This window comes from Leifsonia sp. 22587, from assembly GCF_052044215.1.
Taxonomy (GTDB): Bacteria; Actinomycetota; Actinomycetes; order Actinomycetales; family Microbacteriaceae; genus Leifsonia; species Leifsonia shinshuensis_C.
In genome coordinates, this window is record NZ_JBQENB010000002.1 from 634,041 (window position 1) to 657,781 (window position 23,741).

At 71.0% G+C, this 23,741-nt stretch carries 25 protein-coding genes; 7 read left to right on the forward strand and 18 right to left on the reverse strand.

The features are described from left to right. Positions 1-78: 78 nt before the first annotated feature. From ACTJI1_RS11025 to ACTJI1_RS11040, 4 genes are all read right to left on the reverse strand, one after another. A complete protein-coding gene (locus tag ACTJI1_RS11025; protein ID WP_440742650.1) occupies positions 79-1,677 on the reverse strand; it encodes an alpha-amylase family glycosyl hydrolase in 1,599 nt (532 codons plus the stop codon). A 7-nt stretch (positions 1,678-1,684) separates the two neighbouring features. Next, positions 1,685-2,533 (reverse strand): nitrilase-related carbon-nitrogen hydrolase, encoded by an 849-nt coding sequence (locus ACTJI1_RS11030; protein WP_440742651.1) that lies wholly within the window; start codon positions 2,531-2,533, stop codon positions 1,685-1,687. A 4-nt stretch (positions 2,534-2,537) separates the two neighbouring features. Continuing rightward, positions 2,538-4,037, reverse strand: coding sequence for an APC family permease (locus ACTJI1_RS11035; protein ID WP_440742652.1), 1,500 nt, complete (start codon positions 4,035-4,037; stop codon positions 2,538-2,540). 146 nt (positions 4,038-4,183) lie between these two features. Beyond that, complete coding sequence (locus tag ACTJI1_RS11040; protein ID WP_440742653.1) at positions 4,184-5,080, reverse strand: LysR family transcriptional regulator; 897 nt, start codon at positions 5,078-5,080, stop codon at positions 4,184-4,186. Positions 5,081-5,152: 72 nt separating this feature from the next. On the opposite strand from ACTJI1_RS11040, the gene hisD reads away from it, so the two are divergent. The 5 genes from hisD to ACTJI1_RS11065 are packed head-to-tail and all read left to right on the forward strand — an operon-like array spanning position 5,153 to position 11,277. Continuing rightward, entirely contained in the window at positions 5,153-6,472 is a 1,320-nt protein-coding gene (hisD, locus tag ACTJI1_RS11045) for a histidinol dehydrogenase (protein WP_440742654.1), read from the forward strand. A 50-nt stretch (positions 6,473-6,522) separates the two neighbouring features. Beyond that, positions 6,523-7,854, forward strand: a complete 1,332-nt coding sequence (locus tag ACTJI1_RS11050) for an ABC transporter substrate-binding protein (RefSeq protein WP_440742655.1) — start codon at positions 6,523-6,525, stop codon at positions 7,852-7,854. Continuing rightward, positions 7,851-8,816 (forward strand): carbohydrate ABC transporter permease, encoded by a 966-nt coding sequence (locus tag ACTJI1_RS11055; RefSeq protein WP_440742656.1) that lies wholly within the window; start codon positions 7,851-7,853, stop codon positions 8,814-8,816. Before ACTJI1_RS11050 ends, ACTJI1_RS11055 begins: the two co-directional genes overlap by 4 nt. Continuing rightward, positions 8,813-9,616, forward strand: a complete 804-nt coding sequence (locus ACTJI1_RS11060) for a carbohydrate ABC transporter permease (RefSeq protein ID WP_440742657.1) — start codon at positions 8,813-8,815, stop codon at positions 9,614-9,616. Before ACTJI1_RS11055 ends, ACTJI1_RS11060 begins: the two co-directional genes overlap by 4 nt. Before the next feature lie 17 nt (positions 9,617-9,633). Next, entirely contained in the window at positions 9,634-11,277 is a 1,644-nt protein-coding gene (locus ACTJI1_RS11065; protein ID WP_440742658.1) for a glycoside hydrolase family 13 protein, read from the forward strand. Between the two features lie 10 nt (positions 11,278-11,287). Here ACTJI1_RS11065 and ACTJI1_RS11070 read toward each other — a convergent pair whose 3' ends face one another. From ACTJI1_RS11070 to ACTJI1_RS11090, 5 genes are all read right to left on the reverse strand, one after another. Beyond that, positions 11,288-12,304 carry an NAD(P)-dependent alcohol dehydrogenase gene (locus tag ACTJI1_RS11070; protein ID WP_440742659.1) on the reverse strand — a complete coding sequence of 339 codons (1,017 nt, stop codon included), beginning with the start codon at positions 12,302-12,304 and terminating at the stop codon, positions 11,288-11,290. Between the two features lie 10 nt (positions 12,305-12,314). Then, positions 12,315-12,533: a helix-turn-helix transcriptional regulator gene (locus ACTJI1_RS11075; RefSeq protein ID WP_440742660.1), complete on the reverse strand. Its 219-nt coding sequence runs from the start codon at positions 12,531-12,533 to the stop codon at positions 12,315-12,317. Then, positions 12,527-12,937, reverse strand: coding sequence for a hypothetical protein (locus ACTJI1_RS11080; RefSeq protein ID WP_310133661.1), 411 nt, complete (start codon positions 12,935-12,937; stop codon positions 12,527-12,529). Before ACTJI1_RS11080 ends, ACTJI1_RS11075 begins: the two co-directional genes overlap by 7 nt. Before the next feature lie 72 nt (positions 12,938-13,009). Then, a complete protein-coding gene (locus tag ACTJI1_RS11085) occupies positions 13,010-13,723 on the reverse strand; it encodes an MmyB family transcriptional regulator (RefSeq protein WP_440742661.1) in 714 nt (237 codons plus the stop codon). A gap of 120 nt (positions 13,724-13,843) precedes the next feature. Beyond that, positions 13,844-14,065: a hypothetical protein gene (locus ACTJI1_RS11090; protein WP_440742662.1), complete on the reverse strand. Its 222-nt coding sequence runs from the start codon at positions 14,063-14,065 to the stop codon at positions 13,844-13,846. A 293-nt stretch (positions 14,066-14,358) separates the two neighbouring features. Here ACTJI1_RS11090 and ACTJI1_RS11095 point away from each other — a divergent pair, with 293 nt between their 5' ends. Next, a complete protein-coding gene (locus ACTJI1_RS11095; RefSeq protein WP_440742663.1) occupies positions 14,359-15,585 on the forward strand; it encodes an AAA family ATPase in 1,227 nt (408 codons plus the stop codon). A gap of 18 nt (positions 15,586-15,603) precedes the next feature. Here ACTJI1_RS11095 and ACTJI1_RS11100 read toward each other — a convergent pair whose 3' ends face one another. Beyond that, positions 15,604-16,506 (reverse strand): NAD-dependent epimerase/dehydratase family protein, encoded by a 903-nt coding sequence (locus ACTJI1_RS11100; protein WP_440742664.1) that lies wholly within the window; start codon positions 16,504-16,506, stop codon positions 15,604-15,606. Positions 16,507-16,572: 66 nt separating this feature from the next. Between ACTJI1_RS11100 and ACTJI1_RS11105 the strand changes: the two genes are divergently transcribed. Further along, positions 16,573-16,911 (forward strand): metalloregulator ArsR/SmtB family transcription factor, encoded by a 339-nt coding sequence (locus ACTJI1_RS11105; RefSeq protein ID WP_310133607.1) that lies wholly within the window; start codon positions 16,573-16,575, stop codon positions 16,909-16,911. 65 nt (positions 16,912-16,976) lie between these two features. On the opposite strand, the gene ACTJI1_RS11110 is transcribed toward ACTJI1_RS11105, so the two are convergent. The 8 genes from ACTJI1_RS11110 to pcaH all read right to left on the reverse strand — a co-directional run bounded on the left by ACTJI1_RS11110 (position 16,977) and on the right by pcaH (position 23,739). After that, entirely contained in the window at positions 16,977-17,381 is a 405-nt protein-coding gene (locus ACTJI1_RS11110; RefSeq protein WP_440742665.1) for a hypothetical protein, read from the reverse strand. A 111-nt stretch (positions 17,382-17,492) separates the two neighbouring features. Beyond that, complete coding sequence (locus tag ACTJI1_RS11115; protein WP_440742666.1) at positions 17,493-18,707, reverse strand: acetyl-CoA C-acetyltransferase; 1,215 nt, start codon at positions 18,705-18,707, stop codon at positions 17,493-17,495. Beyond that, positions 18,700-19,350 carry a CoA transferase subunit B gene (locus ACTJI1_RS11120; RefSeq protein ID WP_440742667.1) on the reverse strand — a complete coding sequence of 217 codons (651 nt, stop codon included), beginning with the start codon at positions 19,348-19,350 and terminating at the stop codon, positions 18,700-18,702. The genes ACTJI1_RS11115 and ACTJI1_RS11120 overlap by 8 nt, the downstream gene beginning before the upstream one ends. Position 19,351: 1 nt before the next feature. Next, positions 19,352-20,134 (reverse strand): CoA transferase subunit A, encoded by a 783-nt coding sequence (locus ACTJI1_RS11125; RefSeq protein WP_440742668.1) that lies wholly within the window; start codon positions 20,132-20,134, stop codon positions 19,352-19,354. Then, entirely contained in the window at positions 20,127-21,305 is a 1,179-nt protein-coding gene (gene pcaDC, locus ACTJI1_RS11130) for a bifunctional 3-oxoadipate enol-lactonase/4-carboxymuconolactone decarboxylase PcaDC (RefSeq protein WP_440742669.1), read from the reverse strand. Before pcaDC ends, ACTJI1_RS11125 begins: the two co-directional genes overlap by 8 nt. Then, positions 21,302-22,417: a lyase family protein gene (locus ACTJI1_RS11135; protein WP_440742670.1), complete on the reverse strand. Its 1,116-nt coding sequence runs from the start codon at positions 22,415-22,417 to the stop codon at positions 21,302-21,304. The genes pcaDC and ACTJI1_RS11135 overlap by 4 nt, the downstream gene beginning before the upstream one ends. Beyond that, positions 22,410-22,982, reverse strand: a complete 573-nt coding sequence (gene pcaG / locus ACTJI1_RS11140) for a protocatechuate 3,4-dioxygenase subunit alpha (RefSeq protein ID WP_440742671.1) — start codon at positions 22,980-22,982, stop codon at positions 22,410-22,412. Before pcaG ends, ACTJI1_RS11135 begins: the two co-directional genes overlap by 8 nt. Beyond that, positions 22,975-23,739 carry a protocatechuate 3,4-dioxygenase subunit beta gene (gene pcaH / locus ACTJI1_RS11145; protein WP_440742672.1) on the reverse strand — a complete coding sequence of 255 codons (765 nt, stop codon included), beginning with the start codon at positions 23,737-23,739 and terminating at the stop codon, positions 22,975-22,977. The genes pcaG and pcaH overlap by 8 nt, the downstream gene beginning before the upstream one ends. Positions 23,740-23,741: the final 2 nt, after the last annotated feature.

Here is a 23,741-nt window from a genome sequence, read left to right on the forward strand (position 1 = left end):
CCACTCCTCGTCGTCGACTCGACAGCGTCTATCGTCGCTCACCTGGCGCCGTCGGCGCGGAATGCGCCCGGGGCGCTCTCACACCGACACCCACGCGAACCCGTACGCGCCGAGCGTGCGCCCGTCCCATCGCTCGGCGAGCGCTGCTTCCGCGTCGTCACCCAGGTCGAGGTCGAGCTCGACCGCCTGGTCGGACAGGTTGTGCAGCGTGAGGAGCCCGTCCCGGCGCAGTGCGAGGACGGACGGTGCGCCGACGTCCTCCACCGTCCATCCGCCCGCCGCCGCGCCCTTTGCGCGACGCACCTGTGAGATCGTCCGGCCCAGCGCGAGCAACGATCCCGGGTCGTCCTCCTGCGCCCGGACGTTCACATCCCGGAACCCGTACGGCCCGTCCACCTGCGCCGGCAGGGTGAGCGGGGACTCCTCCGCGCTCGTGAAACCGCCCCAGCGCGAGTCGTCCCACTGCATCGTCGTGCGGGCGGCGCCGCGCCCCTCGATGCTCAGGTCGTCGCCGACGCCGAGCTCCTGACCGGCGAGCAGCAGCGGGACCCCGGGGAGCGCGTACAGCAGGCTCAGCGTCATGCGCACCCGCTCATGCGGCTGCATCATCGGAGCCCAGCCCCGCCGGATGCCGCGCCCGTAGATCAGCATGGACGGGTCGGGTGCGAAGTGCTCGAACGCCTCCTTCCGCTCCTCGTCGCTCAGCTGCTGCAGGTCGAGCTCGTCCGCGTTGTGGACGAAGTTGAGCCGAGCATCGGGCGGGATGGTGTCGTCCAGCCGCCGGAGCGCATCCACGAGCGGCTGAGCCCTGCCGCGTGTGAGCGCGAGGATGAGGGAGTTGTTCAGCGTGAAGTCGATGACCGCCTCGAACCGGCCGCGCTCGACGAGGGCCGCCATGAGCTCGGGCGACTCGTCCGCCTCGGCGATCAGCGCCACATCCTGTTTGACCTCGCGCAGCCGCGCTCGGAGGCGGTCGAAGAACGAGCCGTCGTCCACATCGGTGTCCGGCCTCCCCTTGCCCTGCACGATGAGGAGCGCCGCGTCGATGCGGAAGCCGTCGACGCCCACTTCCAGCCAGAAGCTGAGCACCCGGACGATCTCCTCGAAGACGTCCGGATCGGTGGCGTTCAGGTCCGGCTGGAACGCGTAGAACTGGTGGTGGTAGTACCGGCCCGCCCGCGGCTCGTACGCCCACACGGCGTCGTCCTCCCCCGGGAACATCGGATGGTCGCCCGGCTCGACGGAGTCGTCCTCGCTCCAGATGAAGAACCGTCCGGCGGCGGAGTCCGGGGCCTCGACCGCCGCACGGAACCAGGCGTGACGGTCGGAGGTGTGGTGCAGCACGGCGTCGATGAGGACGCGCATCCCGCGCTCGTGGGCCCGGTCGAGGAAGGTGCGCAGCGCATCCAGGTCGCCGAACCGCTCATCGACGGCGAGGTGGTCGTCGACGTCGTACCCGTTGTCGCGGCGGGCGCTCGGATAGAACGGCAGCAGCCAGATCCACGTCACGCCGAGGGAGGCCACATAGTCCAGGTGCTCCGTGGCGCCGGCGAGGTCGCCGAGCCCGTCGCCGTCGGCGTCCGCGAACCTCGACAGGTCGAGCCCGTACACGAGTTCGCCGGGGTCGCCCGCCCAGTCGCCGGTCCAACCGTCGGTCTGGGCAGCAGTGTTCGTCATGCTCCAGTCATACGCCCCTCGCCGGGCCAGGGTGCACCAGACGCCCGTACAGGTCCGGCCGGCGGTCGTCGAAGAGGTCGATCCTCGGGGAGAGCCGCTTGTCCCGCGACTCGGCCAGATCGAGGTCGGCAGTCGCCGCACCGCGGCCCGGCCCCGCCTCGGCGATGACGACACCTGCGGGAGAGATGATGGCCGTCCCCTCGGTCCAGTCCACCCCGCGCTCGCGGCCGAACCGGTCTGCGCAGACGATGGCCATGCGGTTGACGAGGGCGGCTGCGACGGCGATGCGCTGTTCCGCGGGGCGCTCGCCCGGCGGGGTGGGCACCAGCGGCCAGTTGGTGGGAACGGCCAGCAGATCGGCGCCCGCCAGTCCGGCGATGCGCGTCCACTCGGGGAACTCGAGGTCGAAGCAGATCATGACGCCGACGCGGCCGTGCGGTGTGTCGACGACGGGCGGCGCCGCCTTCCCGGGAGTGAAGACCTCCTTCTCGCGGTCCCACAGGTGCACCTTGCGGTAGACGGCCCGCACGCCGGAGGCGTCGACGACCGCGGCGCTGTTGTGGACCTCGTCGCCCTCGCCGAGCTCGCTGAAGCCGCCGACGACGACCCCGGCGCCGTCCCGGGCGCCGGCGGCCAGCCGCGCCCACTCGGCGAAGATCTCGTGGTCCGGGCGGATGGAGACCGATCGCGCCTCGTCGCGGTCGCGGAACACGTACCCGGAGGTGGCGAGTTCCGGGATGACGACGATGGACGCGCCGGCTGCGAAGGCCTCCGCGATCGCGGTGGCGGCCTTGCGCCGGTTCCCGTCGAAGTCACCGACCGCAGGGTCGAGCTGAACGGCTGCGATGGCGGTCATGCGATCACCGCTCGGGGGCCGGCGCAGCGTCCGGCTGCCGGCCCGCATCGACGGAGGCGACCGAACCGGGCGCCGGCTCCTGGGAGCCGCGAAGGGCGGCGCGCACGCGGTCGGCCACGCCACGGCGCAGGCTGACCGCGAAGCCGATGAGCAACCAGGCTGCGACGATGTAGGGGAAGTAGCTGTACGGGGCTTCGACGCCGACGACGTTCTTGTAGATCGTGTAGAGCACGAGGATGAGCGCCAGGATCGGGATGACCATCTGCCACTTCGGCGTGCTCACGTCGCGACGGAAGAAGAGGAACCGGAGGGCGCCGGCGGTCGCGAGCACATAGGCGACCAGCAGGGCCAGCGTGCCGATCGTCAGCGACCAGAAGGTCGCATCCAGCACCGCCGCCCCGGTCAGGCTCTCGCCGACGATCACGATGAGCGCCAGCACCACGGCCACGGTGATCGCCGTGGTCGGAGCGCCGTTCTTGGAGAGCCGGGCGAGTCGCGGGGCGAGCGCCGTATCGCGCGCCAGGGCGAATGCCACACGGGCCGCCCCCGAGAGCGTTCCGAGGAAGATCGCGAACAGACTGATCACCGCCGTCAGCGTCAGGATGTCGGCCAGCCACGGCCCGACGTACCCGCGGGCGAGATCGCCGTACGGCGCCCCGGCGGACGCGAACCGCTTGACGCCGGCTGCGTCGGTCCCGTAGCCGAGGGACTGGGCGACCGTCGACAGGAGGTAGAAGACGCCGACCAGGATGATGGCGATCTTGAAGGCGCGGGGGATGTCGCGGCGCGGGTTGTCGGTCTCCTCGCCGAGGGTGGCGGCGCCTTCGAACCCGGCGAAGGCGAGGAAGCCGAACACGGCCGCGGCGGCGATCAAGGTGACGTCGGTCCCCGGCGGGAGTTCGAGGAAGCCCCAGTTGAGCCGCAGGCCGCCCGGCGCGGCACCGACTCCGAGCTTCACCAGCACGACGATGTTGAGCACGGTGACCAGGACGGCTCCGGCGAGCTCCGCGTACAGCAGCAGCCGCGTGATGAGCCGCACCTCGCGGCGCGCGAGCAGGAAGACGAGAGCGAGGGCGGCGATCGCCACCCAGAGCCACGGCGGCTGCACCTGGAGGCCCAGGTCGGCCAGCAGCTGGTTCAGGAAGAGCCCGATCTCCATCCCCGAACCCGCCCCGATCGTGACGTAGGCGAAGAAGAGAGCCCAGCCCGCGACGAAACCGGCACGGGGCCCGAGGGTCAGCCCGACGGTGGCGTACACCGATCCCGTGTGGGCGATGTACCGCGAGAGCTTGACGAAGCCGTACGCGACGAGCGCCACGGCGACGAGGGCGAACACGAACGCCCAGACCGCACCGGCCCCGAGGAGCCCCGCCGCTCCGGCCCCGAGCAGGGCCATGACGCCGACCGGCCCGATCAGGCCGATGGAGAAGGCGGCGGCGTCCGCCACTTTCAGCTCTCGTTTGAGCCCGGACGGCTGAGCCGTACCGGCCGCAGAAGGATTCACGCTCATCAGCTTGCTCGCTCTCGGGGGTTCTGGCCGTTTGGGAAAGCCTTCACCGTAGGCGATTCCGAACACAACGGCGAATGATCCTGGCCGATCCATAGGACCGCCCTATGGCAAACCGTCGCCGCCCCGTGCGACGCCCGGGATCAACGCTGCTGCAGCAGCATCCGCTGAGCGAGCCGCGCGATCTCCCGGGTGGCCGGCGACAGCACGTTGCCCTGGCGCTGGATGATCGCGATCGTGTCGTACAGCGGCTCCGCGAAGGAGACGGTGCGGACATTCTCGGGGAAGGCCTTCGACTCGGCGACGGCCCGGGAGACGATCGTGTCCCCGCCGCCCAGCGCCACGATGCCGAGGGCCGACTCCACGTGCTCGATCTCGATGCGCGGCGTCAGCGTGACGCCCTCGAGCTGCGCCCGTTCTGCGAGCTGGCGTCGCGTCGGATCCTTCCAGCCGTAGTGCGCGTCGTACAGGACGAGCTCGGTCGCGGCGAGGTCGGCGATCGTGACGGGATGCGCGGTCTTGGCCGGATCCGCTGAGGCGAAGAGCACCTCGTCCTTCATGAGCGGCGTGACGGACAGGCCCTCGGCATCGATCGGGAGGACCACCAGCCCGGCTTCGAGCTCGCCCGCGGAGACCGCTTCCGCGACCTCCACACTGTTGAGCCCGATGATCCGCAGTTGCACCCCCGGGTACCGGCTGTGGAAGGTCTCGAGCAGTTCGGAGAGGAAGTAGTAGTTGGCGTTGCGCAGGAGCCCGAAGGTGGCGACCCCACCGCTGAGGGAGGTGAGCGAGCGCAGCGCCCGGTCCGCGCCGTCGGCGCCGTCTACGGCCTGCTGCGCGAACGGGATCAGCTGCTCCCCCGCCGCCGTGAGCACGAGACGGCGGGCGCCACGGGTGAACAGGCGCACGCCGTACGCCTCCTCCATCCGCTTGATCAGTTCCGAGATCGACGGCTGGGTCATCTGCAGTTCCGCCGCCGCCGCCGAGAAGGTCCCCAGGGCGGCCACGCGCAGGAACGCCCGCAACTGGTTCAGTGTCATAGGGCGATCCTATGCCTTCCCCAAGATGATTCGGTCTTGTCCAGGGTCTCGGCGCCGGTGAGGATCGACACCATGAAATTGAGCCCCCGCTTCGTCACCCAGCACTCCTCGCGCTTCACCGCGCTCAAGAGCCCCGGCGTCGACGCTCCGGAAGCCCAGCGCGACCCCCGCGTCGCCGAGACGGTGACCGCCATGCTGCTGGACATCGAGAAGAACGGCATCGACGCCGTCCGCCGCTACGCCCGGGAGCTCGACGGCTCCGACCCAGCCGACTTCGAGCTCAGCGCCGCAGATCTCGCCGCCTCCGGCACGCGCCTCGACACCGAGCTCCGCGAGGCCATCGAGCTCGGATCGGCGCGGACCAAGGAGTTCGCCCGCCTCCAGCTCGACCACCTCTCCGACTTCGAGGCGGAGATCGTCCCCGGGCTCGTCGTCGGACAGAAGTACGTGCCGGTGGGCAACGTCGGCGCCTACCTCCCGGCGGGGCGCTTCCCCCTCACCGCGAGCGCCTTCATGACCGTGGGCGTGGCGAAGGTCGCCGGCGTCCCGTCCGTGATCGGCTCCACTCCCCCTCAGCCCGGCGGTGGTGCGAACTCGGCCGTCGCGTACGCGGCCTACGTCTCGGGCATCGACCACCTGTACGTCGTCGGAGGCGTGCAGGCACTCGCCGCGATGGCGTTCGGCCTGCTCGGCCAGGACCCCGTCGACATGATCGTCGGGGCGGGGAACGCGTACGTCGCCGAGGCGAAGCGCCAGCTCTTCGGAACCGTGGCCATCGACCTCCTGGCCGGACCGAGCGAGGTCGCCGTGATCGCGGACGAGACCGCTGACCCGGAGATCGTCGCCGCCGACCTGCTCGGGCAGGCGGAGCACGGGCCGAACTCGCCCGCCGCGCTCGTGACGACCTCCGAGCGGCTCGGCCGCGACGTCGTCGCCGCCGTCGACCGCCAGCTCGAGACCCTGTCCACGGCCTCGATCTGCGGTCCCGCCTGGCGCGACTTCGGTTCGGTGCTCCTGGTGGAGTCGAAGGAGGATGCGGTGCTCGTGATGGACGAGCTCGCGCCGGAGCACCTCGAGATCCAGACCGCCGACGACGACTGGTACCACGCACACCTCACGAACTACGGCTCGCTCTTCGTGGGCCCGTGGAGCACCGTCGCCTACTCGGACAAGGGCATGGCGGGAACCAACCACACCCTGCCCACCGCAGGCGGCGCGAAGCACAGCGCCGGCCTCTCCGTCTCGCGATACCTGAAGCCGCTGACGTTCCAGAAGATCAGCCGCGAGGCCACCCCCGAACTCGCCGTGGCCGTCGAGGTCATCTCCGCAAGCGAAGGGATGTCGGCCCACGAGGCGACGGCGACCATGCGCCTGCGGAGCTACGCGAACTGACACCCCTGCGCCGGCGCCGCGTGCGCCGGCGGACCAACCCGAAGGAAGCCATGACCCACCACCGACTCCTGCGCCCGCTCGCCCTCGCGATCGGCGCGACCGTGACCGCGCTCGTGCTCTCCAGCTGCGCCCCCGGAGGCGGGGCCGCTCCCGCCGCCTCGTCCTCCACCACCATCTCCGCCAAGGTCACCCCGGCTCAGGTGGCGAAGCTCGGCTCCACCACGCTGTCCGTCTGGGCCGACCAGGCCGAGCAGCCACTGATGAAGAACTTCATCCCCGCCTTCGAGAAGAAGTACCCGAACGTGAAGGTCGACATCACCTACAAGAGCTTCGACGACCTGGTGGCGACGGTCGTGAACGCAGCGGCGAGCGCCAACGCTCCCGACGTCTTCGAGGGGAACATCGGCTACGCGGTCGACGGCGCCCTCGTGAAGGCCAAGCTGGTCCGCCCGCTCGACGACGTCGCGAAGGTCTACGGCTGGACGTCCGGGACCGGCGCCTCCACGCTCGCACCCGCGAGATGGGACGCTGCCGGGACGACCTTCGGCTCCGGCACCCTCTACGGCATGTCGCCGATCAGCGAGGTGCAGGGCGTCTACTACAACAAGAGCAAGCTGCAGTCCCTCGGCCTGCAGCCGCCGACCACCATCGCCGCCCTCGAGAAGGACGCGGCGGCGGCTGAGGCCGCAGGCGAGGTGCCGATGATGCTGGGCAACTCGGACCAGTACGCGGCCACCCACATCTTCAGCGACATCGCCGTCACGACGCAGAAGCCCGCGAGCATCCGCGACTGGATCGGCGGCAAGGCCGGCACGACGTTCCAGACGTCCGGCAACGAGAAGGCCGCCGACACGCTGAAGTCCTGGGTGTCGAAGGGCTACTTCGAGGCGGGATACGACGGCCTCAGCAACGAGGACGCGATCGCCAAGTTCGCGAAGGGGACCGGCGTGTTCTTCGTCGGGGGCTCCTGGAACGGCGCGTCGCTCGACTCGACCGGCTTCGGTTTCGGTTCCCTCATCTCCGGCGGCGTCGGAGCCACCGCATCCCCCTGGCACATCAGCTCGAAGTCGAAGAAGACCGACGCGGGAATCGCCTGGCTCGACATGCTGCACTCGCCGCAGACCGGCCAGTGGATCCTCGACGGCGGCCGGCTCCCGGTCATCACGGACGGGGTGAAGGCGAGCGACAGCCTGAGCGAGGAGACACTGACCGCCCTCAAGGAGACGATCGCCGCCGGGACGCAGGTCGGCTACTACGACTGGAGCACCACCGACATGCTCTCCGTGATGGGCGGCTCCCTTCAGGAGGTGATGGCCGGCCGCATCTCGAGCGCCGACTTCACCAAGACCGTCCAAGCGGCGTGGGCAAAGGGACACAAATGACCGTCCTCGCCCGCAGCGAGCTCGCCGGCGTCGCCGTCCCCCAGCGGCGCCGGCGACCCGGAGGGCAGGTGAGCTGGTCGAGCCTGCTCTACCTGGCGCCTGCCCTCCTCTTCTTCGGCCTGTTCGTCGTCTACCCCATCGTGACGTCCATCCAGACGTCGTTCTACGTCTACGACGGCCTCACCCCGGCGACGCCCGCCGGGCTCTCGAACTACCTCGCGGTGTTCACCGACCCGGACCTGCGCGCGGCTCTCGGGCACTCGCTCGTCCTGCTGGTCTTCTACGCCGCACTCCCGGTGTGCATCGGACTGGTCTTGGCGGGCGCGATGTCGCGCATCCGGGTCTACGGGCTGACCTTCTTCCGGGCGGCGCTCTTCCTGCCGCAGATCCTCAGCACGGTGGTGGTCGCCGTCGCGTGGCGGGGACTGCTCGCCTCCGACGGCCCGGTCAACTGGGTGCTCCGCCACATCGGCCTGGGCGGCTGGGCGACCAGCTGGCTCGGGAACTTCGACACCGCGCTCCCCTCCATCGGGGTCATCGGCACCTGGGTCGAGTACGGCTTGTGCATGGTGCTGTTCCTCGCAGGCATCGTCACCATAGACCGGTCGCTGTACGAAGCAGCCCGGCTGGACGGCGCCGGTCCGGTCCGCGAGTTCTTCGCCATCACGCTGCCTGCGCTCCGCCCGCAGATCTCGATCGCCCTCATCCTCACGATCACGTTCGCGCTGCGCAACTTCGACATCATCTGGAACACCACGCGCGGCGGACCCGGCACGTCGACGACGGTGCCGTCGCTGTTCGTCTACCTGGATGCGTTCCAGAACCGTCAGCTCGGTCAGGCGTCTGCGATCGCCGTCGTGCTGACCGTGATCATCTTCCTCGTCGTGACCGTGGTGCAGCTGCTGCTCCGCGAGCGCCGGGACACGCCGCGACGCGCGCGCGGACGGGGGCGGACCTCATGAAGACCGCTCTCCGCGAATCGGTCGGAACGCACGTCATCCTCATCGTCGCGGCCCTGTTCGCGGTATACCCGCTCGGGTCCATCGTCGTCTCGGCTCTCAGCAACCGCTCGGGCTCTGCCATCGACTGGGGCAACTTCGCCGTCGCCTGGACGCGCGGACACTTCGCCTCCGCGCTGCTGTCGAGCGCGATCATCGCCGTCACGGTCGTGGTCGTCACCGCAGTCGTGTCGTGCCTGGCCGGTTACGCGCTCGCCACGATGCGCGTCCCCGGCGGCCGCCTGCTGATGGCGCTCCTGCTGGTCGGCCTGGTGCTGCCCTATGAGGTGACGGTGCTCCCGCTCTACCAGCTGCTCTCGGGCTGGGGCCTGGTGGACACGTCCTGGGCGCTGATCCTCCCGCAGGTGGGCCTGTCCGTGCCGCTCGGCGTGTTTTGGATGCGCACCTTCTTCGCCTCCGTCCCCACCGAGATCCTGGAGGCGGCACGGATGGACGGGGCCTCGCGGTTCGCCATCCTGCGGCAGGTGCTGCTGCCGATCGCCGGCCCGGCGCTCGCGACGCTGTCCACCATCCTGTTCCTGTTCACCTGGAACGAGTTCCTGCTCGCGCTGGTTCTGGTGCCGGGCAACGAGGCGGTGCAGACGGCGCCGCTGGCCCTGTCGTTCTTCGCCGGCACCGATCGGGCGAGCAACCCGAGCGTCACGGCCGCCGCCGCGGTGCTCGTCGCCCTGCCGATCGTCGTGGCGTACATCGCGCTGCAGCGACGCCTCATCACCGGCCTCACCGCGGGGGCCGTCAAATGACCATCGAGGAGGAACGCATGAGCGGTGCCGACGAGTGGTGGCGGCGCGCCGTCATCTACCAGGTGTATCCCCGGTCGTACGCGGACAGCAACGGCGACGGGATCGGCGACCTGCCCGGGATCACGGCCCGACTGGACCACCTGGCCTCCCTCGGGGTCGACGCGCTGTGGCTGTCGCCGTTCTATCCGTCACCCCAGCGCGACGGCGGGTACGACGTCGCGGACTACCGGGACGTCGACCCGCAGTTCGGCACTCTCGCGGACTTCGACGCGCTGATCGCTGCCTCACACCGCCTGGGCATCCGCGTCATCGTCGACCTGGTCCCCAACCACTGCTCGTGGGACCATCCCGCCTTCCGTGCGGCCCTCGCGGCGGCGCCGGGGAGCCCCGAGCGAGCTCTGTTCCACTTCCGGGACGGTCGCGGAGAACACGGCGAGCTGCCGCCGAACGACTGGCAGAGCATGTTCGAGGGCCCCGCCTGGACCCGCGTCACCGAAGCTGACGGCTCCCCCGGGCAGTGGTATCTGCACCTCTTCGACCCGTCGCAGCCCGACTGGAACTGGGACGACGAACGCGTGCGGGAGGACTTCCGCACGACGCTCCGCTTCTGGCTCGATCGCGGTGTCGACGGCTTCCGTGTCGACGTCTGCGACGCCCTCGTCAAGGCGAAGGGGCTGCCCGACTGGCCGCACGCCGTCCACGGCGTCGTCCGCCCGGTCGACGGCCGGCTCCCTCCGATGTGGGATCAGGAGGGCATCCACGAGATCTTCCGGGACTGGCGGAACCTCCTCGACTCGTACGACGGCTCCCGCATCCTCTGCGCCGAGGCTTGGCTGCCGCCGGAGCGCGCCGCCCGGATCGTCCGCCCGGGCGAGATGCACCAGGCCTTCAACTTCGCGTTCCTGGAGCAGCCGTGGAGCGCCGCCGACCTGCGCAGCACGATCGAGACGTCGCTCGAGGCGAACGATGCGGTGGGCGCTCCCACGACCTGGGTGCTCTCCAACCACGACGTCATGCGTCACGCCAGCCGCTACGGCTACGACGGGGCCGTCGCCCTCGAGTCCGGTGTCGGCGCCGACGACCCGCAGCCGGATCGGGCGCTGGGCCTGCGCCGGGCGCGGGCGGCGACCGCCCTCATGCTCGCGCTGCCCGGCTCCGCGTACCTGTATCAGGGCGAGGAGCTGGGTCTCCCCGAGGTGACGGACCTTCCCGACGACGTGCGGCAGGACCCGGTCTGGGAGCGCTCCGGTCACCGCATCCGCGGGCGGGACGGCTGCCGGGTGCCCCTCCCCTGGACCTCGTCGGGGCCGTCGTTCGGCTTCTCCACCGTGTCGTCATCCGAGACGTGGCTGCCGCAGCCGGGCTACTTCGGCGGCTTCGCCGCGGCCGGCCAGGAGGGCGACCCGGCGTCGACCCTGTCGCTGTACCGCCACGCCCTGGCGCTGCGCCGCGAACGAGGCCTGGGCACCGGTCCGCTGGAATGGGATGAGGACGAGCGACCGGGCACCATCGCCTTCCGCCGCGGTGACCTGCACGTCCTCGCGAACGTCTCCGGCGAGGACGTTCCGCTGCCCGACGGCGCCCGGGTGCTCCTCGCGTCCGAACCGGCGCTGCCCTCAGGGAGCGTGCCCCGGGACGTCACCGTGTGGTTCATGCGCTGATCGCGGGCGCTCAGGGCGTGACGACGATCTTCCCGCGTGCGTGGCCGGTGCCGACGTGGTCGACGGCCTCGGCGGTCCGTTCGAGCGGGTACGCCGTGTCGATCACGGGCCTCAGCGTCCCGTCCGCGACGAGGGCGGCCAGCTCGCGCAGGTCCTCCGCACGATCCCGGGCCACCAGGCCCACCAGGTGCTGGCGGGCGAAGCGATCGAGCAGCGCGGCCCCGAGAGTGCGCTGGATGCCTCCGAGGAGCGGTCCGCCCGACTCCCCGCCGACCAGGACCACCGACCCGGTGCTCGCCAGGATGCGCCGCAGGGCGGAGAGCGGCCGGTTCCCCGCCGTGTCGATGATCACGTCATAGATGCGGCCGAGCGTCAGCACATCGGTGGTCGTGTAGTCGAGCACGTCGACGGCGCCCAGCTCCCGCACCAGGGGCGCCTTCGGCCCGCTGCACACGCCTGTCACCTTCGCGCCCCGCGCGGCCGCCAGCTGCACCGCGAAGTGTCCGACTCCCCCGGCCGCACCCAGGACGAGGACCGCATCCCCCTCCTGGATCCCCGCCCGGTTCACCGCCTGGAGTGCCGTCACGCCGGATACCGGCAGCGCAGCAGCCTCCTCGAAACCGGTGCCCTCCGGGATGGCGACGAGCTCCTCCGCTGTCGCGACCACGAACTCAGCCAGCGCGCCCTCGGCCGATCCGAACACCGCGTCGCCGGGGCGCCAGCCGGGCGCCGCAGAACCGGATCCGGATGCCGTGCCGCCCACGGCCTCCACGACACCGGAGAAGCCGAGGCCGCGCACCCGCGCCTTGGGGCCGCTCCAGCCGAATCCGATCGCCCGCATCATGTACGGGCGCCCGGTCGTGAGGTGCCAGGTGCCGGCGTCGATTCCGGCGGCGCGGACCCGGACGAGCACCTCCCCCTCCCCCGGGACGGGCACGGGGATGCTCTCCACCGTCAGGACGCTGGGCGGCCCGTACGCATCCTGGGTCACCGCGCGCATCTGCTGCTGCTTGGTCGTCTCGTTCATCGCCTGCATCTCAGTCCTCGGGGTAGTGGAAGACGTCATCGAGCGGCACCCCGAACACCCGCGCGAGCTGGAACGCCATCTCGAGCGAAGGCGAATAACGCCCCTGCTCGATGGCGATGATGGTCTGCCGTGTGACGCCGACCCGGTCGGCGAGTTCCGCCTGGGTCATCTCGCCGGCCGCGAAGCGCAACGCGCGAAGGGAATTCGTGACACGGGTCGGCTTCACCATGCGGGCATCCCGCGTCGATATGCGACCAGGCGCGCGATGGATCCGACCACGGCGGAGAGCACGAATGCCAGGTAGATCGCGTTGGCGATCCAGAACCAGGGCACCTCCAGCAGCGAAAGCACCAGCGCCGCGACCGCTCCGAGCACCACGAAGGCGCCGCCGATGCGCTCGCCGAACGCGTAGACCTCGCGGTCGCGCTGATCGCGCTTGTCCGCGTCCTTCGGGTTGGTGATCCCCAGCACGATGCTCGCCGCGATGTTGATCACGATCGCGCCGCCGACCGTCCACAGCAGCAACGGCACGTACGACTCGGCGCCGTGCGCCGCCAGCAGGATCAGATAGGTCGCGTAACCGATGACCGCGGTCACCAGGAACACCCAGGAATTCTTCTCGTCGAACGACACCGGACACCTCGCATGTCAAATTTTCCAGACATTCTGAGAGTAAAGCAGAGGTGACAGCGTGTCAAGAATTTCTTACATGCGCAGCGTCTCGAGGAGGTCCAGCGCGACCTCCGACAGGCTGCCCGGATCGGCCCGGTACACCACGAGCATCATCCCGTCGGTGCCCTCGATCAGCGTCTTCTCCCGGGTCAGCCGAAGCTGACCGACGATGGGATGCCGCCACTCCCCGATGCTCGACCGCTGCGGCGCCGGAATCTCCTCCGCCCACAACCGCCGGAAGCGGGCGCTGCGCACAGCCAGTTCGCCGACCAGCGCCTGCAGGCCGCGGTCCGCGGGCTCGCGTTCCGCCCGATACAGGAGGTACCGGGCCATCGAGGCGGTCACCGCCTCCCAGTCGCCGCCCAGCTCCTTGATCGCTTCGCTCAGGAAGATGGAGAGGGCCAGGTTCGTCCCCGGCTCGAAGCAGTCGGTCAGCGACCGCGCCTGACTGTTCGATTCGAGGACATCCATCAGCCTGCCTTGCACGTAGGCCGGCGTCTTCATGCGCCGCACCGCGCGCGACACCGCAAGGGGAACCACCTCAGGTCGCGACGCCGACTCGCCGCGCGGCAGCCACCGCCGCACGGCGTTCTCCGCCTGCGCACGGGCGGCGCTCTCGGCAAGCAGTCCGGCGAGGGCGGTCCTGGTCTCGTCCTCGCTCCGGGCGGAGTCCAGTCGCGCGGCCCACTCGCCCACCGCCGACTCGTCCAGCTCGCGCATCCGGTTCAACAGCGTCAGATGGGGCACGTCAACCTCACTTCCTCGATAAGGCCGCGCAGAGCGGAGCCGTGCTGGAGCCGTGGCTCGAGATCGGCCATGCGCCCGGCCTCCCACTGTTATCGGCGTTCCCGTCCCGATGCGTAAGCATCAACGTCTGCCCCCGATGAGCTGGAGGACACGGCTCAGACCCGACCGGTGCTCCGGCGCCTGCGGCTGGTCCTCGGCCTCCTCCTCCTCCGAGGTCGGCGGCGCGAACTGCAGGTAGCCGCACTCCGGGCAGTCGTAAGCGAACTCGTGCACGGCAAGGCCGACACCATAGAACGAGTTCCGCCAGCGCATCATCTGGGCGCGGCAGCGCGGGCATCGCATGGATTCTCCCTCCTCGGCGAATCGTCCTCGACCGGCACCCCGACAGTAAGGCCGACAGGTAGTTAGCGCACGAAGCTTTTGGAGCGTGCTTGTCCCCCGTTGTTCGCGCTGCAAACGGATCAGCGGCCGAGTGCTCGCCCGAGTCCGCCCGCGCACCGGCACCGCGCTCCGAGCGGACGCGACAGGTCCTCGCTGACAAACGGCTGAGCCCGACTGGACGATCGCCGGAAGCGCGTCTACCGTCGATGGTCGGTCTGCGCCGTCACGCTGCACGGACCGCGGAAGGAACCACCGTGACCCCCCAGCTATCGTCGTCGCCGCAGCTCAGCGCGCGATTCTCCCCGGATGCGACCGGCGAACTGATCGTCGACGGAGCCCGGGAGGGCTTCGCCGAGCAGAGCACCGAGCGCCTGCGCGAGACCGTGCTCACCCGAGTCGGCGAGATCGCCGCCTCCGCCGGCCACCCGGTGCGGCTCACCGTCTCCGACGAGGAGGGGGACTGGCTCCTCGCCGTTCATCCCGACGGCAGCATCGGCGACGAGGAGGCGCTCTCCGCGGCCGCAGCGGCAGACCCGGTGCCGGCGCCCTCGCGTGACGTCCCCGCCCGCGAATCGTTCCTCTACACGGAGCGCCCGCGGGCCGACCGCGCCCGGCAGGGCGTGCGTGGAGCGCTTGCCCGCGCCGGACTCCCGCTCTCGCCCTCGGCCGCCGAGCTGCGCGAGCGGGCCGAACTCGACGCGGTCAGCCGCCACTGGGCGGGACCGCGCACCATCGCGATCGTCAACGGCAAGGGCGGCGCGAACAAGACGCCGACGACGGCGCTGCTGGCGGCCGTCTTCGCCCGCAACGGAGGCTCGGGCGTGCTCGCGTGGGACAACAACGAGACCCGTGGCACGCTGGGCTGGCGCACCGAGAAGGACGACCACGACTCCACCGTCCAGTCGCTGCTGCCCGCCGCGGACGCCCTGCTGTCGGCCGGCGCCCGCACCGCCGACATCGGGCACTACGTCCACCACCAGAACGCCGACAAGTACGACGTGCTGCGTTCGAACCCGACGATGCTCGCGACGGAGCAGCGGATCTCGAGCGCGGACTTCGACCGCCTTCACACCGTCGCGACCAAGTTCTACCGCCTCGTGATCATCGACAGCGGCAACGACGAGTCGGCCGAACGGTGGCTGCGGATGATCGACCACACCGATCAGCTCGTCATCGCGACGACCGCGCTCGGCGAGCACGCCGAGGCTGGTGCGCTCCTCCTGGAGGCTCTGCTGCAGCGCGATGCGAAGTCAGCCCGGCTGGCGCGCGACGCCGTCGTGATCGTCTCGCAGTCCGAGCGGACCGGTCCCGCCTCCGACGCGCGCCGCGTCGCCGCGGGCTTCGAGCCGCTGGCCCGGCGCGCTGTCACCATCCCGTTCGACCCGGAGATGCACGGCGGGCGACTGTCGTTCGAGACCCTGGCGCCGCGCACTCGGCGCGCGTGGCTGCACGCGGCGGCGGCAGTGGCCGAGGGGCTCTAGGAGCCCGCGCGCCGAAGCTCAGCGTCGCCGGGCCGACCAACCGACGACCCGGAGGTCGTCGACCCCGAAACGGCCGACCGGGAGCGCGACTCGAATGCTCTCGTCGTCGAAGGGCCGTGACGGACGGAGGCCGACGGGCAGCTCCGGTGCGAACGGCGCAGGTTCGCTCACGCCTTCGTCCAGCATGCGCGCCTGCGCTTTCGCCACGAGGGGGACGACCATCGTCCATTCCGTGAGCCGGGCGAGAGCTTTGATCGTCCAGACGGGTGCAGGGAAGAAGACCGGGCGACGTTCCGCGACTCGAGCGATTCGACGGACTGCCTCGCCGAGCGTCATCTCATCCGCGCCCATGACGGCGACAGTCGACTCCGGAACTCGCCCCTCGAGAGCTGCGATCAGGACGTCGACCGCATCGTCGACGGGTAGCGGCCGGACGGTGCGCTCGCGGAATCCGACGGTCGCGAACATCGGCACGGTGCGCACGGCGCGGGCGACATGGTTCACCATGTGGTCGCCCGGCCCGTAGATCATGCCGCACTTCAGGATCGTGTGATCGATGCCGGATTCGCGCACCAACTCTTCCGCCGCCCATTTGGTGTCGTGGTAGCCGGATCCCGAATCGGGGCGTGCTCGCAGGAAGCTGACCATCACGATGCGCTTCACGCCGGCGAGTCGGGCCGCTTCGACGACCGCTCGGGTGCCCTCGACATGGACGCGCTCGAACGTCTGGTCGCCCAGTTCACGGTTGATTCCGGCGCAGTGGGCGACAGCATCGCAGCCGGCGAAGGCAGCGGCCAACGCATCCACATCGGTGATCGACACTCCTGTGCGGCGCGAGACCACGACGACGTCGGCGGGGTCGAGCCTCGCGGCGAGATGGCGCCCGACGAATCCGGTGCCCCCGGTGATGGCTATGCGCACGTTCTGCTCCTTCGCTTATTAGCAACGAAGCTAAACTGTATCTAGCAATAGTGCTATATTGCAACCATGACAGACAGTGCGACCGAGATCTTCGCCGCTCTCGCACATCCGACCCGGCGGCAGATCCTCCAAGACCTCAAGGACGGCGAACTCGCCGCCGGTGAGATCGCCGCACGGTTCAACGCGACGGGCCCGACCATCTCGCGCCATCTGAGCGTACTGCGCCAGGCAGGGCTCGTCACCGAGCGCCGGGACGCGAACCGCATCCTGTACTCGCTGGTGAGCGATCGGCTGGCGCTGTCTGTGGGCGACTTCCTCTCGACCGTCTGCCCCGAGCAGATCGTGCTGCGGGAGGTGCGCAAGCGCGGCTCGGGCCGCACCAGCGACCGCGCGGCGGAAGCGTAGGGGACAGCCCCGCTCCTGCCCCGTTCGGTGAGCGGCGACCTAGATGTCGTACACCCCGCAAGCGCTCAGACACCATCCTCGATCGCCCGTTCTCCTGCGGGCGGGCGACGCCTCTGCTCGCGGCGGTCCAGCTCGTCGCGGAGCGCGACGAAGAAGCGGTCGATCTCGCCGAGACGGCGGGTGTACATGAGCGCCTCGGCGCCGGCGACCCGTCCGACCGCGTCGAACTCCACACGCGTATGGGTCTCGTCCACCGGAACGAAGCGCAGCTGCGGCGCGAAGAGCGCGTAGCCGCCCAGAATCTGCGCGAACGGGTCCCGCAGGCTGGTCCCCCGCAGCGCGTCGCGGACGAAGTCCTCCACATCCTCGACCGGCACGGGCACGACCTCGCTCGGGATGTGCCGCGGAACGAGGGCCCTCTTCCGCGAGCTGCGCAGACCCCGCCTCTTCCGTGGCTCCAGCCCACTCACACGTGAAGCGTACGGCGGTCTGCGGACTCCCGACACCGGGCCACGAGTCCAGTCGACCAGTCATCGGTCACGATCGCGAGCGCGTTGCGACGGGCAGACGCCGGAGGGCGGTCAGACGCGCTCGAACACCGCGGCGAGCGCCTGCCCACCGCCGATGCACATCGTCTCCACCGCAAGCGAGGCGTCGAGGGCCGGGAGCTCGTGCGCGAGCGTCGCGAGCATCCGCAGGCCGGTGGCTCCGATCGGGTGGCCGATCGAGATGCCGCTGCCGCGCGGGTTGAGCCGGGGGTCCTCCGCGTCGATCCCCCAGTCGGCGAGGCACGCCAGCACCTGCACGGCGAACGCTTCGTTCAGCTCGATGACGTCGACGTCTGACCAGGTGATGCCGGCGCGCTGCAGCGCACGGTTCGCGGCCGGCACGGGCGCGACCCCGAACACACGCGGGTCGTTGCCGGCGACCGCCCACGAACGGAGGCGGAGCACGGGAACCAGCCCGAGCTCCCGGGCGCGCTCGGGCGTGGTCACGATCGCCGCAGCGGCGGCGTCGTTCTGGCCGCTCGAGTTGCCCGCGGTCACCGTCGCGTCGGGGTCGTCACGGCCCAGGATGGGGCGCAGCCCGGCCAGCGCCTCCAGCGTCGTATCGGCCCGGGGATGCTCGTCGCGGTCCACGACGACGTCACCGCGCCTGCCGCGCACGGTCACGGGCACGAGCTCGGCGTCGAAGGCGCCGGACTCCTGGGCGGCGACGGCGCGCTGGTGGGAGCGCAGCGCGAACGCGTCCTGAGCCTCACGGGGGATGCCGTACTCGCGGCGGAGCTCCTCCGCCGAGCCGACGTTCCCCTCCGGCGTCGGGAAGTCGCGGCCGCCGACGGTCTCCCGCCCGCGGGCCAGGGCGTCGTGCAGCAGGAGGCCGCCGGCCGGCACGCCACGGCGCCCCTGCTCGGTGTACAGCGGGGCGTTCGACATGGACTCGGCGCCGAGGGCGATGAGCACCTCGCTGGCGCCGGTCTGGACCTCCATCGCCGCGTTGATCACGGCCTGGAGGCCCGAACCGCAGCGGCGGTCCAGCTGGTAGCCGGTCGTCGTCACCGGGAAGCCCGCGTTCAGGGCGGCGACCCGTCCGAACGCGGGCGCCTCCATCGTCGGGTAACCCTGCGAGCCGATCACCCCCTCCACCTCGGCGGGGTCGATGCCGGTGCGCTGGACAAGCGCCCGCAGGACGGTCTCGGCCAGGTCGAGCGCGGGCACGGATGCGAGCGCTCCGCCCATCCGCCCGACCGGCGTGCGGAGGGGCGAGCAGATCACGGCCTCGCGCAGCTCAGGCATCGACCGCCTCCAAGGCGACGGCGAGCGGGGCGCCGGTCGCCTCGACCACCTGCTGCTCGGTCACGCCGGGCGCCAGCTCCCGGAGCACGAGGCCGTCGGCGGTGACGTCGATCACCGCGAGGTCGGTGATGACGCGGTCGACACAGCCCCGCCCGGTGAGCGGGAGCGTGCACCGCTCGACGAGCTTGGGAGAGCCGTCCTTCGCGACGTGCTCCATCACCACGATGACCCGCTCGGCGCCATTGACGAGATCCATGGCCCCGCCCATCCCCTTGACCATCTTGCCGGGCACCGCCCAGTTGGCGATGTCGCCCGCCGACGAGACCTGCATGGCTCCGAGCACCGCGGTGGCGATGCGGCCGCCGCGGATCATCCCGAAGCTGGTGGCCGAGTCGAAGTAGCTCGCGCCCGGAAGGACCGTGACCGTCTCCTTGCCCGCGTTGATGAGCTTCGGGTCCTCCTCGCCCTCCCACGGGTACGGGCCGACGCCGAGGATGCCGTTCTCCGAGTGCAGCACGACGTGCACACCGTCGGGCAGGTGGTTCGGGATGAGCGTCGGCAGTCCGATCCCCAGATTGACGTAGGAGCCGTCCTCCAGCTCCCGGGCTGCGCGGGCGGCCATCTCGTCGCGGCTGCGTGCCATGTCAGGCTCCTTCGGATCGGGGACGGACGGTGACCTTCTCGATCGGCAGGTCGGCGGACTGCTCCGGGGTGAGCGCGATGACGCGGTCCACGTAGATGCCGGGGAGGTGGATGTCGTCGGGGCCCAGCACGCCGGGCTCGACCAGCTCGTCCACCTCGGCGATCGTGATGCGGCCCGCCATGGCGGCCAGCGGGTTGAAGTTGCGGGTCGACTTCTCGAAGCGGAGGTTGCCGTGCCGGTCGCCGACCGCCGCACGCACCAGGGCGAAGTCGGTGCGGATGGCGGTCTCCAGCACGTACTCGCGCGTCGGGCCGAAGACGTCGAACGGGCGCAGCTCCTTGGGGCCGCTCGCTTCCGCGACCGAGCCGTCCGGGGCGTACCGGATGGGCATCCCTCCGTCGGACACGGCGGTGCCCGCACCGGTGGCGGTGAAGAACGCGGGGATCCCGACGCCTCCCGCGCGCAGACGCTCGGCGAGCGTTCCCTGCGGCGTGAGCTCAACCTCCACCTCGCCGCCGAGGTACTGGCGGGCGAACTCCTTGTTCTCGCCGATGTAGCTGGCGATCACGCGGCGGATGCGCCCGGCGGCGAGCAGCTCGCCCAGCCCCCAGCCGTCGACGCCGCAATTGTTGCTGACCACCTCGAGACCGCCGACCCCGCGGTCGAGAAGGGCCCGGATGGTCACGATCGGTACACCGGAGAGACCGAAGCCGCCGACCGCGAGGGACGCTCCGTCCGGGATGTCGGCGACCGCCTCGGCGGCGGACGCGTAGGTCTTATCCATTCGATTCCTCCGTGTGATCTGCCTCAGCGAGCACGTCGCGCAGCACGGCCATCGCGCTGTTCGCCGCCGGGAGCCCGGCGTATAGCGCGGTGTGGTGCACCACCTCCGCGATCTCTGTCCGGCTCAGTCCGTTGCGCAGCGCGGCCCGCACGTGCATCCGGAACTCGTTCTCGTGGCCGCCGGTGACCAGGCTGGCGAGGGTCGCGATCGAGCGCTGCTGCCGCGTCAGCTGCGGGCGCGCCCAGACTTCACCCCAGGCGTACCGGGTGATGAAGTCCTGGAAGGCGGCGGTCTCGGGTGTGATCGCGGCGTTCGCGCGGTCGACGTGCGCGTCGCCGAGCACCTCGCGGCGCACCCGCATCCCGGTGGCGGCCGCATCCGGCCGATCGACGGCCGCGGCGAGCAGCCCGGCGGACGCGTCCGGATCCTCCAGCGGGATGAGGTGGGCGGCGTCCGGCAGTTCGACGAACCGCGCGCCCGGGATGCCGTCGGCGAGTTCGCGCATGAGCGCGGGTGTGGTGACGGCGTCGTGAGCGCCGGCGACGAGGAGGGAGGGCGCGGTGACGCCACCGAGGTCGGCACGCCGGTCGAAGGCGGCGAGCGCCTCGCAGCACAGGGCGTAGGACTCGTCGTCGACGTCGACCAGGGTGCGCAGCGCGCGACCGCCGGGCCCGTCCGGATGCGTCTCGAGGTATCCCGGCGCGAACCATCGCTCGGCGCTCCCGGCGACGACCGACGCGGTCCCCGCGGCGCGGACCTGGGCCGCGCGGTCCGCCCAGCCTTCCGCGGTGCCGATCGCCGCACCGGAGCAGAACATCGTCAGACTGCGCACGCGCTCCGGCACCTCGATCGCCAGTTCGAGGGCGACCGCGCCGCCCAGCGAGTCGCCCGCGACGTGGAACGCACCGCCGCCGACCTCGTCGACGACGTCGAGGACCCCGCGGGCGAGGTCGGCGACCGTGAACCCGTCCCGCGCGGCCGGCGACGCGCCGTGACCGGGCAGGTCGACCCGCAGGATGCGCGGCCGACCGTCTCGCGCGGCCAGTCGGGCGACGACGCCATCCCAGAGCTCCGTGGTCGTGCCCAGCGACGGGAGGAGGACGAGGAGCGGCGCGGCGGCCGAGGTCGGCGCGGCCGGCACCATGGACCCTCGCAACCGGGTCGGCGTCATGAGGCATCCCCTTCCTGCAGCCGCTCGAACCTGGCGACGGCCGCATCCACCTCGTGCGATCCACGCGGAGCGGAGGCCGGCGTCACCGGCGCCCGCCGCGTCTGAATGACGAGGTCGCCTGCCGCGTGCTCCAGGAGCGACGCGCTCTCGGCGGCCAGCCGCAGCGTCTCCCGCCAGGCCTGCCATTCGGCGTGCCACTCCCCTGCCGGGCGCGCGTCGTAGCTGAGGGACGCCGTCTGCACCACGCCGAGCGGTCCGCTGACGCGGAGCCCGTTCGCGACCAGGAGCACCGCGTCCACCGGGTTCTTCTTGTGCGGCATGGCGGACGATGCGCCACCGTGCAGCGGCGTGGCGACGTCGTCGCGCGCGAGCAGCCCGAGGTCGCGTCCGACCCTTCCGCCCGCGGAGCAGACGCTCGCGGCGGCGCGCGTCACGGCCAGGACCGGCGAACGATCGGTGTGCCAGACGCGCCCCGGGTCCGCGAGACCAAGGATGGCAGAGATGCGCCGCCGCAGGATCGCAACGGCGTCCGGACGGCCCGAGAGCCGGGCGAAGGCGTCACCGTCCCCGATGGCGCCGCCGAGCTGGAGCGGGAACACGACCGAGTCGACGGTCTCGATGGCCGACGAGACGGCATCCAGCCACCCGCCGATCACCGCGCCGAGCGTCGTGGCCTCCGCCTCCTGCGTCAGGGTGCGGACCGTGAAGGGGGTGCCGCGGTGCTCGCGGGCGAGCGCCGCGAACCGTCGTCCCGCCGCCGTCAGTGCCTCCCGCGCGACGGTCAGCGCGTCGCGCGACACCATCATGAGCGCCGAGTCGAGGACGTCCTGACTCGTCATCCCCTGGTGCACCAGGGTCCCGCCCTGCTCCCGCAGCGCCTGCGCCAGACCGACGACGGGCACCCCGGAGCGGCGTGACTCCTTCAGCAGCGCCTCCCGGTCGAGCGACTCGACGTCCAGCGAAGCGGTCGTCTCCACGTCGAGCAGGCTGCTCCAGGCGGTGAAGTGGGCGCGTTCCAGCTCGACCATCGCGGCGAGGATGCGATCGTCGGAGACCACCGCGCCGGTCGCGCCGGCCGGCTCGAGCAGTCCCCAGTCGAACGCGTCAGCCACGGCCGTCTCCGATGAAGTCCAGGAACACGGTCTCCCCGTCGCCCTGCAGGCGGATGTCGAACCGGTAGCTGCGGTCACCGTCCTGCTCGACGATCAGGGTGCCCCGACGGTCGGCCGGAACGCTCGCCAGGAACGGGTCATCGGCCGCGAAGTAGGCGCGCGTGAAGAGGTGGTGCAGCAGGCCGCGCGCGAAGACCGTCACCAGGAGGTAGGGAGCGCGCCCCGGGCCCGACGCTCCCGGCAGCACGGTCGTGAACGTGTAGTGTCCCTCGCGGTCGACGGCGGCCCGGCCGAAACCGGTCACCGTGTAGCCGTCGCGGTGCAGGCTGCCGCGTTCCCGGATCGGGCGGCCCGACGCATCCGGCCCCCAGATCTCGAGGATCGCGTCGGGGACCGGCTCGCCCGCGCCGTCGTAGACCGTGCCGTGCAGGCGGATGGAGGCGGGGTCGGCGCGCGACGCGACATCCGGTCCGCCGTCGTACGGCAGCGCGTAGCCGAAGAACGGACCGACCGTCTGGGACGGGGTCTGGCCGAAGCCGGTGCCGGTCTCCTCGCTCTCAGGCATGCTCGCCCTCCTCCGGCTCCATCCAGGTCGCCGTGCTGCCGGTCAGCACGATGTCCCAGCGGTAGCCCATCGCCCACTCCGGCACGCTCAGGTCGTGATCGTAACGCGCCTTGAGCCGCTCGCGGGCGGCCGGATCGACGATGGACTGGTAGATCGGGTCCAGCGCGAACAGCGGGTCGGTCGGGAAGTACATCTGCGTGACCAGCCGCTGGGTGAAGGCCGACCCGAACAGCGAGAAGTGGATGTGCGCCGGGCGCCACGCGTTCCGGTGATTCTTCCACGGGTACGGACCCGGCTTGATGGTCACGAACCGGTACGAGCCGTCGTCGCCGGTGATCGCCCGGCCGACGCCCGTGAAGTTCGGATCGAGTGGCGCGGGATGCTGGTCCCGCTTGTGCACGTAGCGGCCGGACGCGTTCGCCTGCCACACCTCGATCAGCTGGCCGCGCACCGGCCGGCCGTCGCCGTCGAGCACCCGGCCGGCCACGATGATGCGCTCCCCCAGCGGCTCTCCGCTGTGCTGGACGGTCAGGTCGCTCTCCTCCGGCGCGACATCGGAGTGGCCGAACGCCGGTGAGACGAGCTCGATCTCCTCGGGGTCGGCGCGGACCAGCTCGTGCGTGGGGTGACGCAGGATGGAGCTGCGATACGGCGCGAAGTCGCGCAGAGGATGCGCGGGCAGAGAACCTGCGGCTGCGGCGGCTGCCTGCGCTTCGGCGATCTCCCGGCTGATCTGTTCCTGGCTGATCTCGGTCATCG

Bases quoted from the DNA above. Each gene is read 5' to 3' on its own strand.
- ACTJI1_RS11025 (WP_440742650.1), bottom strand. From the start codon at position 1,677: ATGACGAACACTGCTGCCCAGACCGACGGTTGGACCGGCGACTGGGCG.
- ACTJI1_RS11030 (WP_440742651.1), bottom strand. From the start codon at position 2,533: ATGACCGCCATCGCAGCCGTTCAGCTCGACCCTGCGGTCGGTGACTTC.
- ACTJI1_RS11040 (WP_440742653.1), bottom strand. From the start codon at position 5,080: ATGACACTGAACCAGTTGCGGGCGTTCCTGCGCGTGGCCGCCCTGGGG.
- hisD (WP_440742654.1), top strand. From the start codon at position 5,153: ATGAAATTGAGCCCCCGCTTCGTCACCCAGCACTCCTCGCGCTTCACC.
- ACTJI1_RS11050 (WP_440742655.1), top strand. From the start codon at position 6,523: ATGACCCACCACCGACTCCTGCGCCCGCTCGCCCTCGCGATCGGCGCG.
- ACTJI1_RS11055 (WP_440742656.1), top strand. From the start codon at position 7,851: ATGACCGTCCTCGCCCGCAGCGAGCTCGCCGGCGTCGCCGTCCCCCAG.
- ACTJI1_RS11060 (WP_440742657.1), top strand. From the start codon at position 8,813: ATGAAGACCGCTCTCCGCGAATCGGTCGGAACGCACGTCATCCTCATC.
- ACTJI1_RS11065 (WP_440742658.1), top strand. From the start codon at position 9,634: ATGAGCGGTGCCGACGAGTGGTGGCGGCGCGCCGTCATCTACCAGGTG.
- ACTJI1_RS11070 (WP_440742659.1), bottom strand. From the start codon at position 12,304: ATGAACGAGACGACCAAGCAGCAGCAGATGCGCGCGGTGACCCAGGAT.
- ACTJI1_RS11075 (WP_440742660.1), bottom strand. From the start codon at position 12,533: ATGGTGAAGCCGACCCGTGTCACGAATTCCCTTCGCGCGTTGCGCTTC.
- ACTJI1_RS11090 (WP_440742662.1), bottom strand. From the start codon at position 14,065: ATGCGATGCCCGCGCTGCCGCGCCCAGATGATGCGCTGGCGGAACTCG.
- ACTJI1_RS11105 (WP_310133607.1), top strand. From the start codon at position 16,573: ATGACAGACAGTGCGACCGAGATCTTCGCCGCTCTCGCACATCCGACC.
- ACTJI1_RS11115 (WP_440742666.1), bottom strand. From the start codon at position 18,707: ATGCCTGAGCTGCGCGAGGCCGTGATCTGCTCGCCCCTCCGCACGCCG.
- ACTJI1_RS11120 (WP_440742667.1), bottom strand. From the start codon at position 19,350: ATGGCACGCAGCCGCGACGAGATGGCCGCCCGCGCAGCCCGGGAGCTG.
- ACTJI1_RS11125 (WP_440742668.1), bottom strand. From the start codon at position 20,134: ATGGATAAGACCTACGCGTCCGCCGCCGAGGCGGTCGCCGACATCCCG.
- pcaDC (WP_440742669.1), bottom strand. From the start codon at position 21,305: ATGACGCCGACCCGGTTGCGAGGGTCCATGGTGCCGGCCGCGCCGACC.
- pcaG (WP_440742671.1), bottom strand. From the start codon at position 22,982: ATGCCTGAGAGCGAGGAGACCGGCACCGGCTTCGGCCAGACCCCGTCC.
- pcaH (WP_440742672.1), bottom strand. From the start codon at position 23,739: ATGACCGAGATCAGCCAGGAACAGATCAGCCGGGAGATCGCCGAAGCG.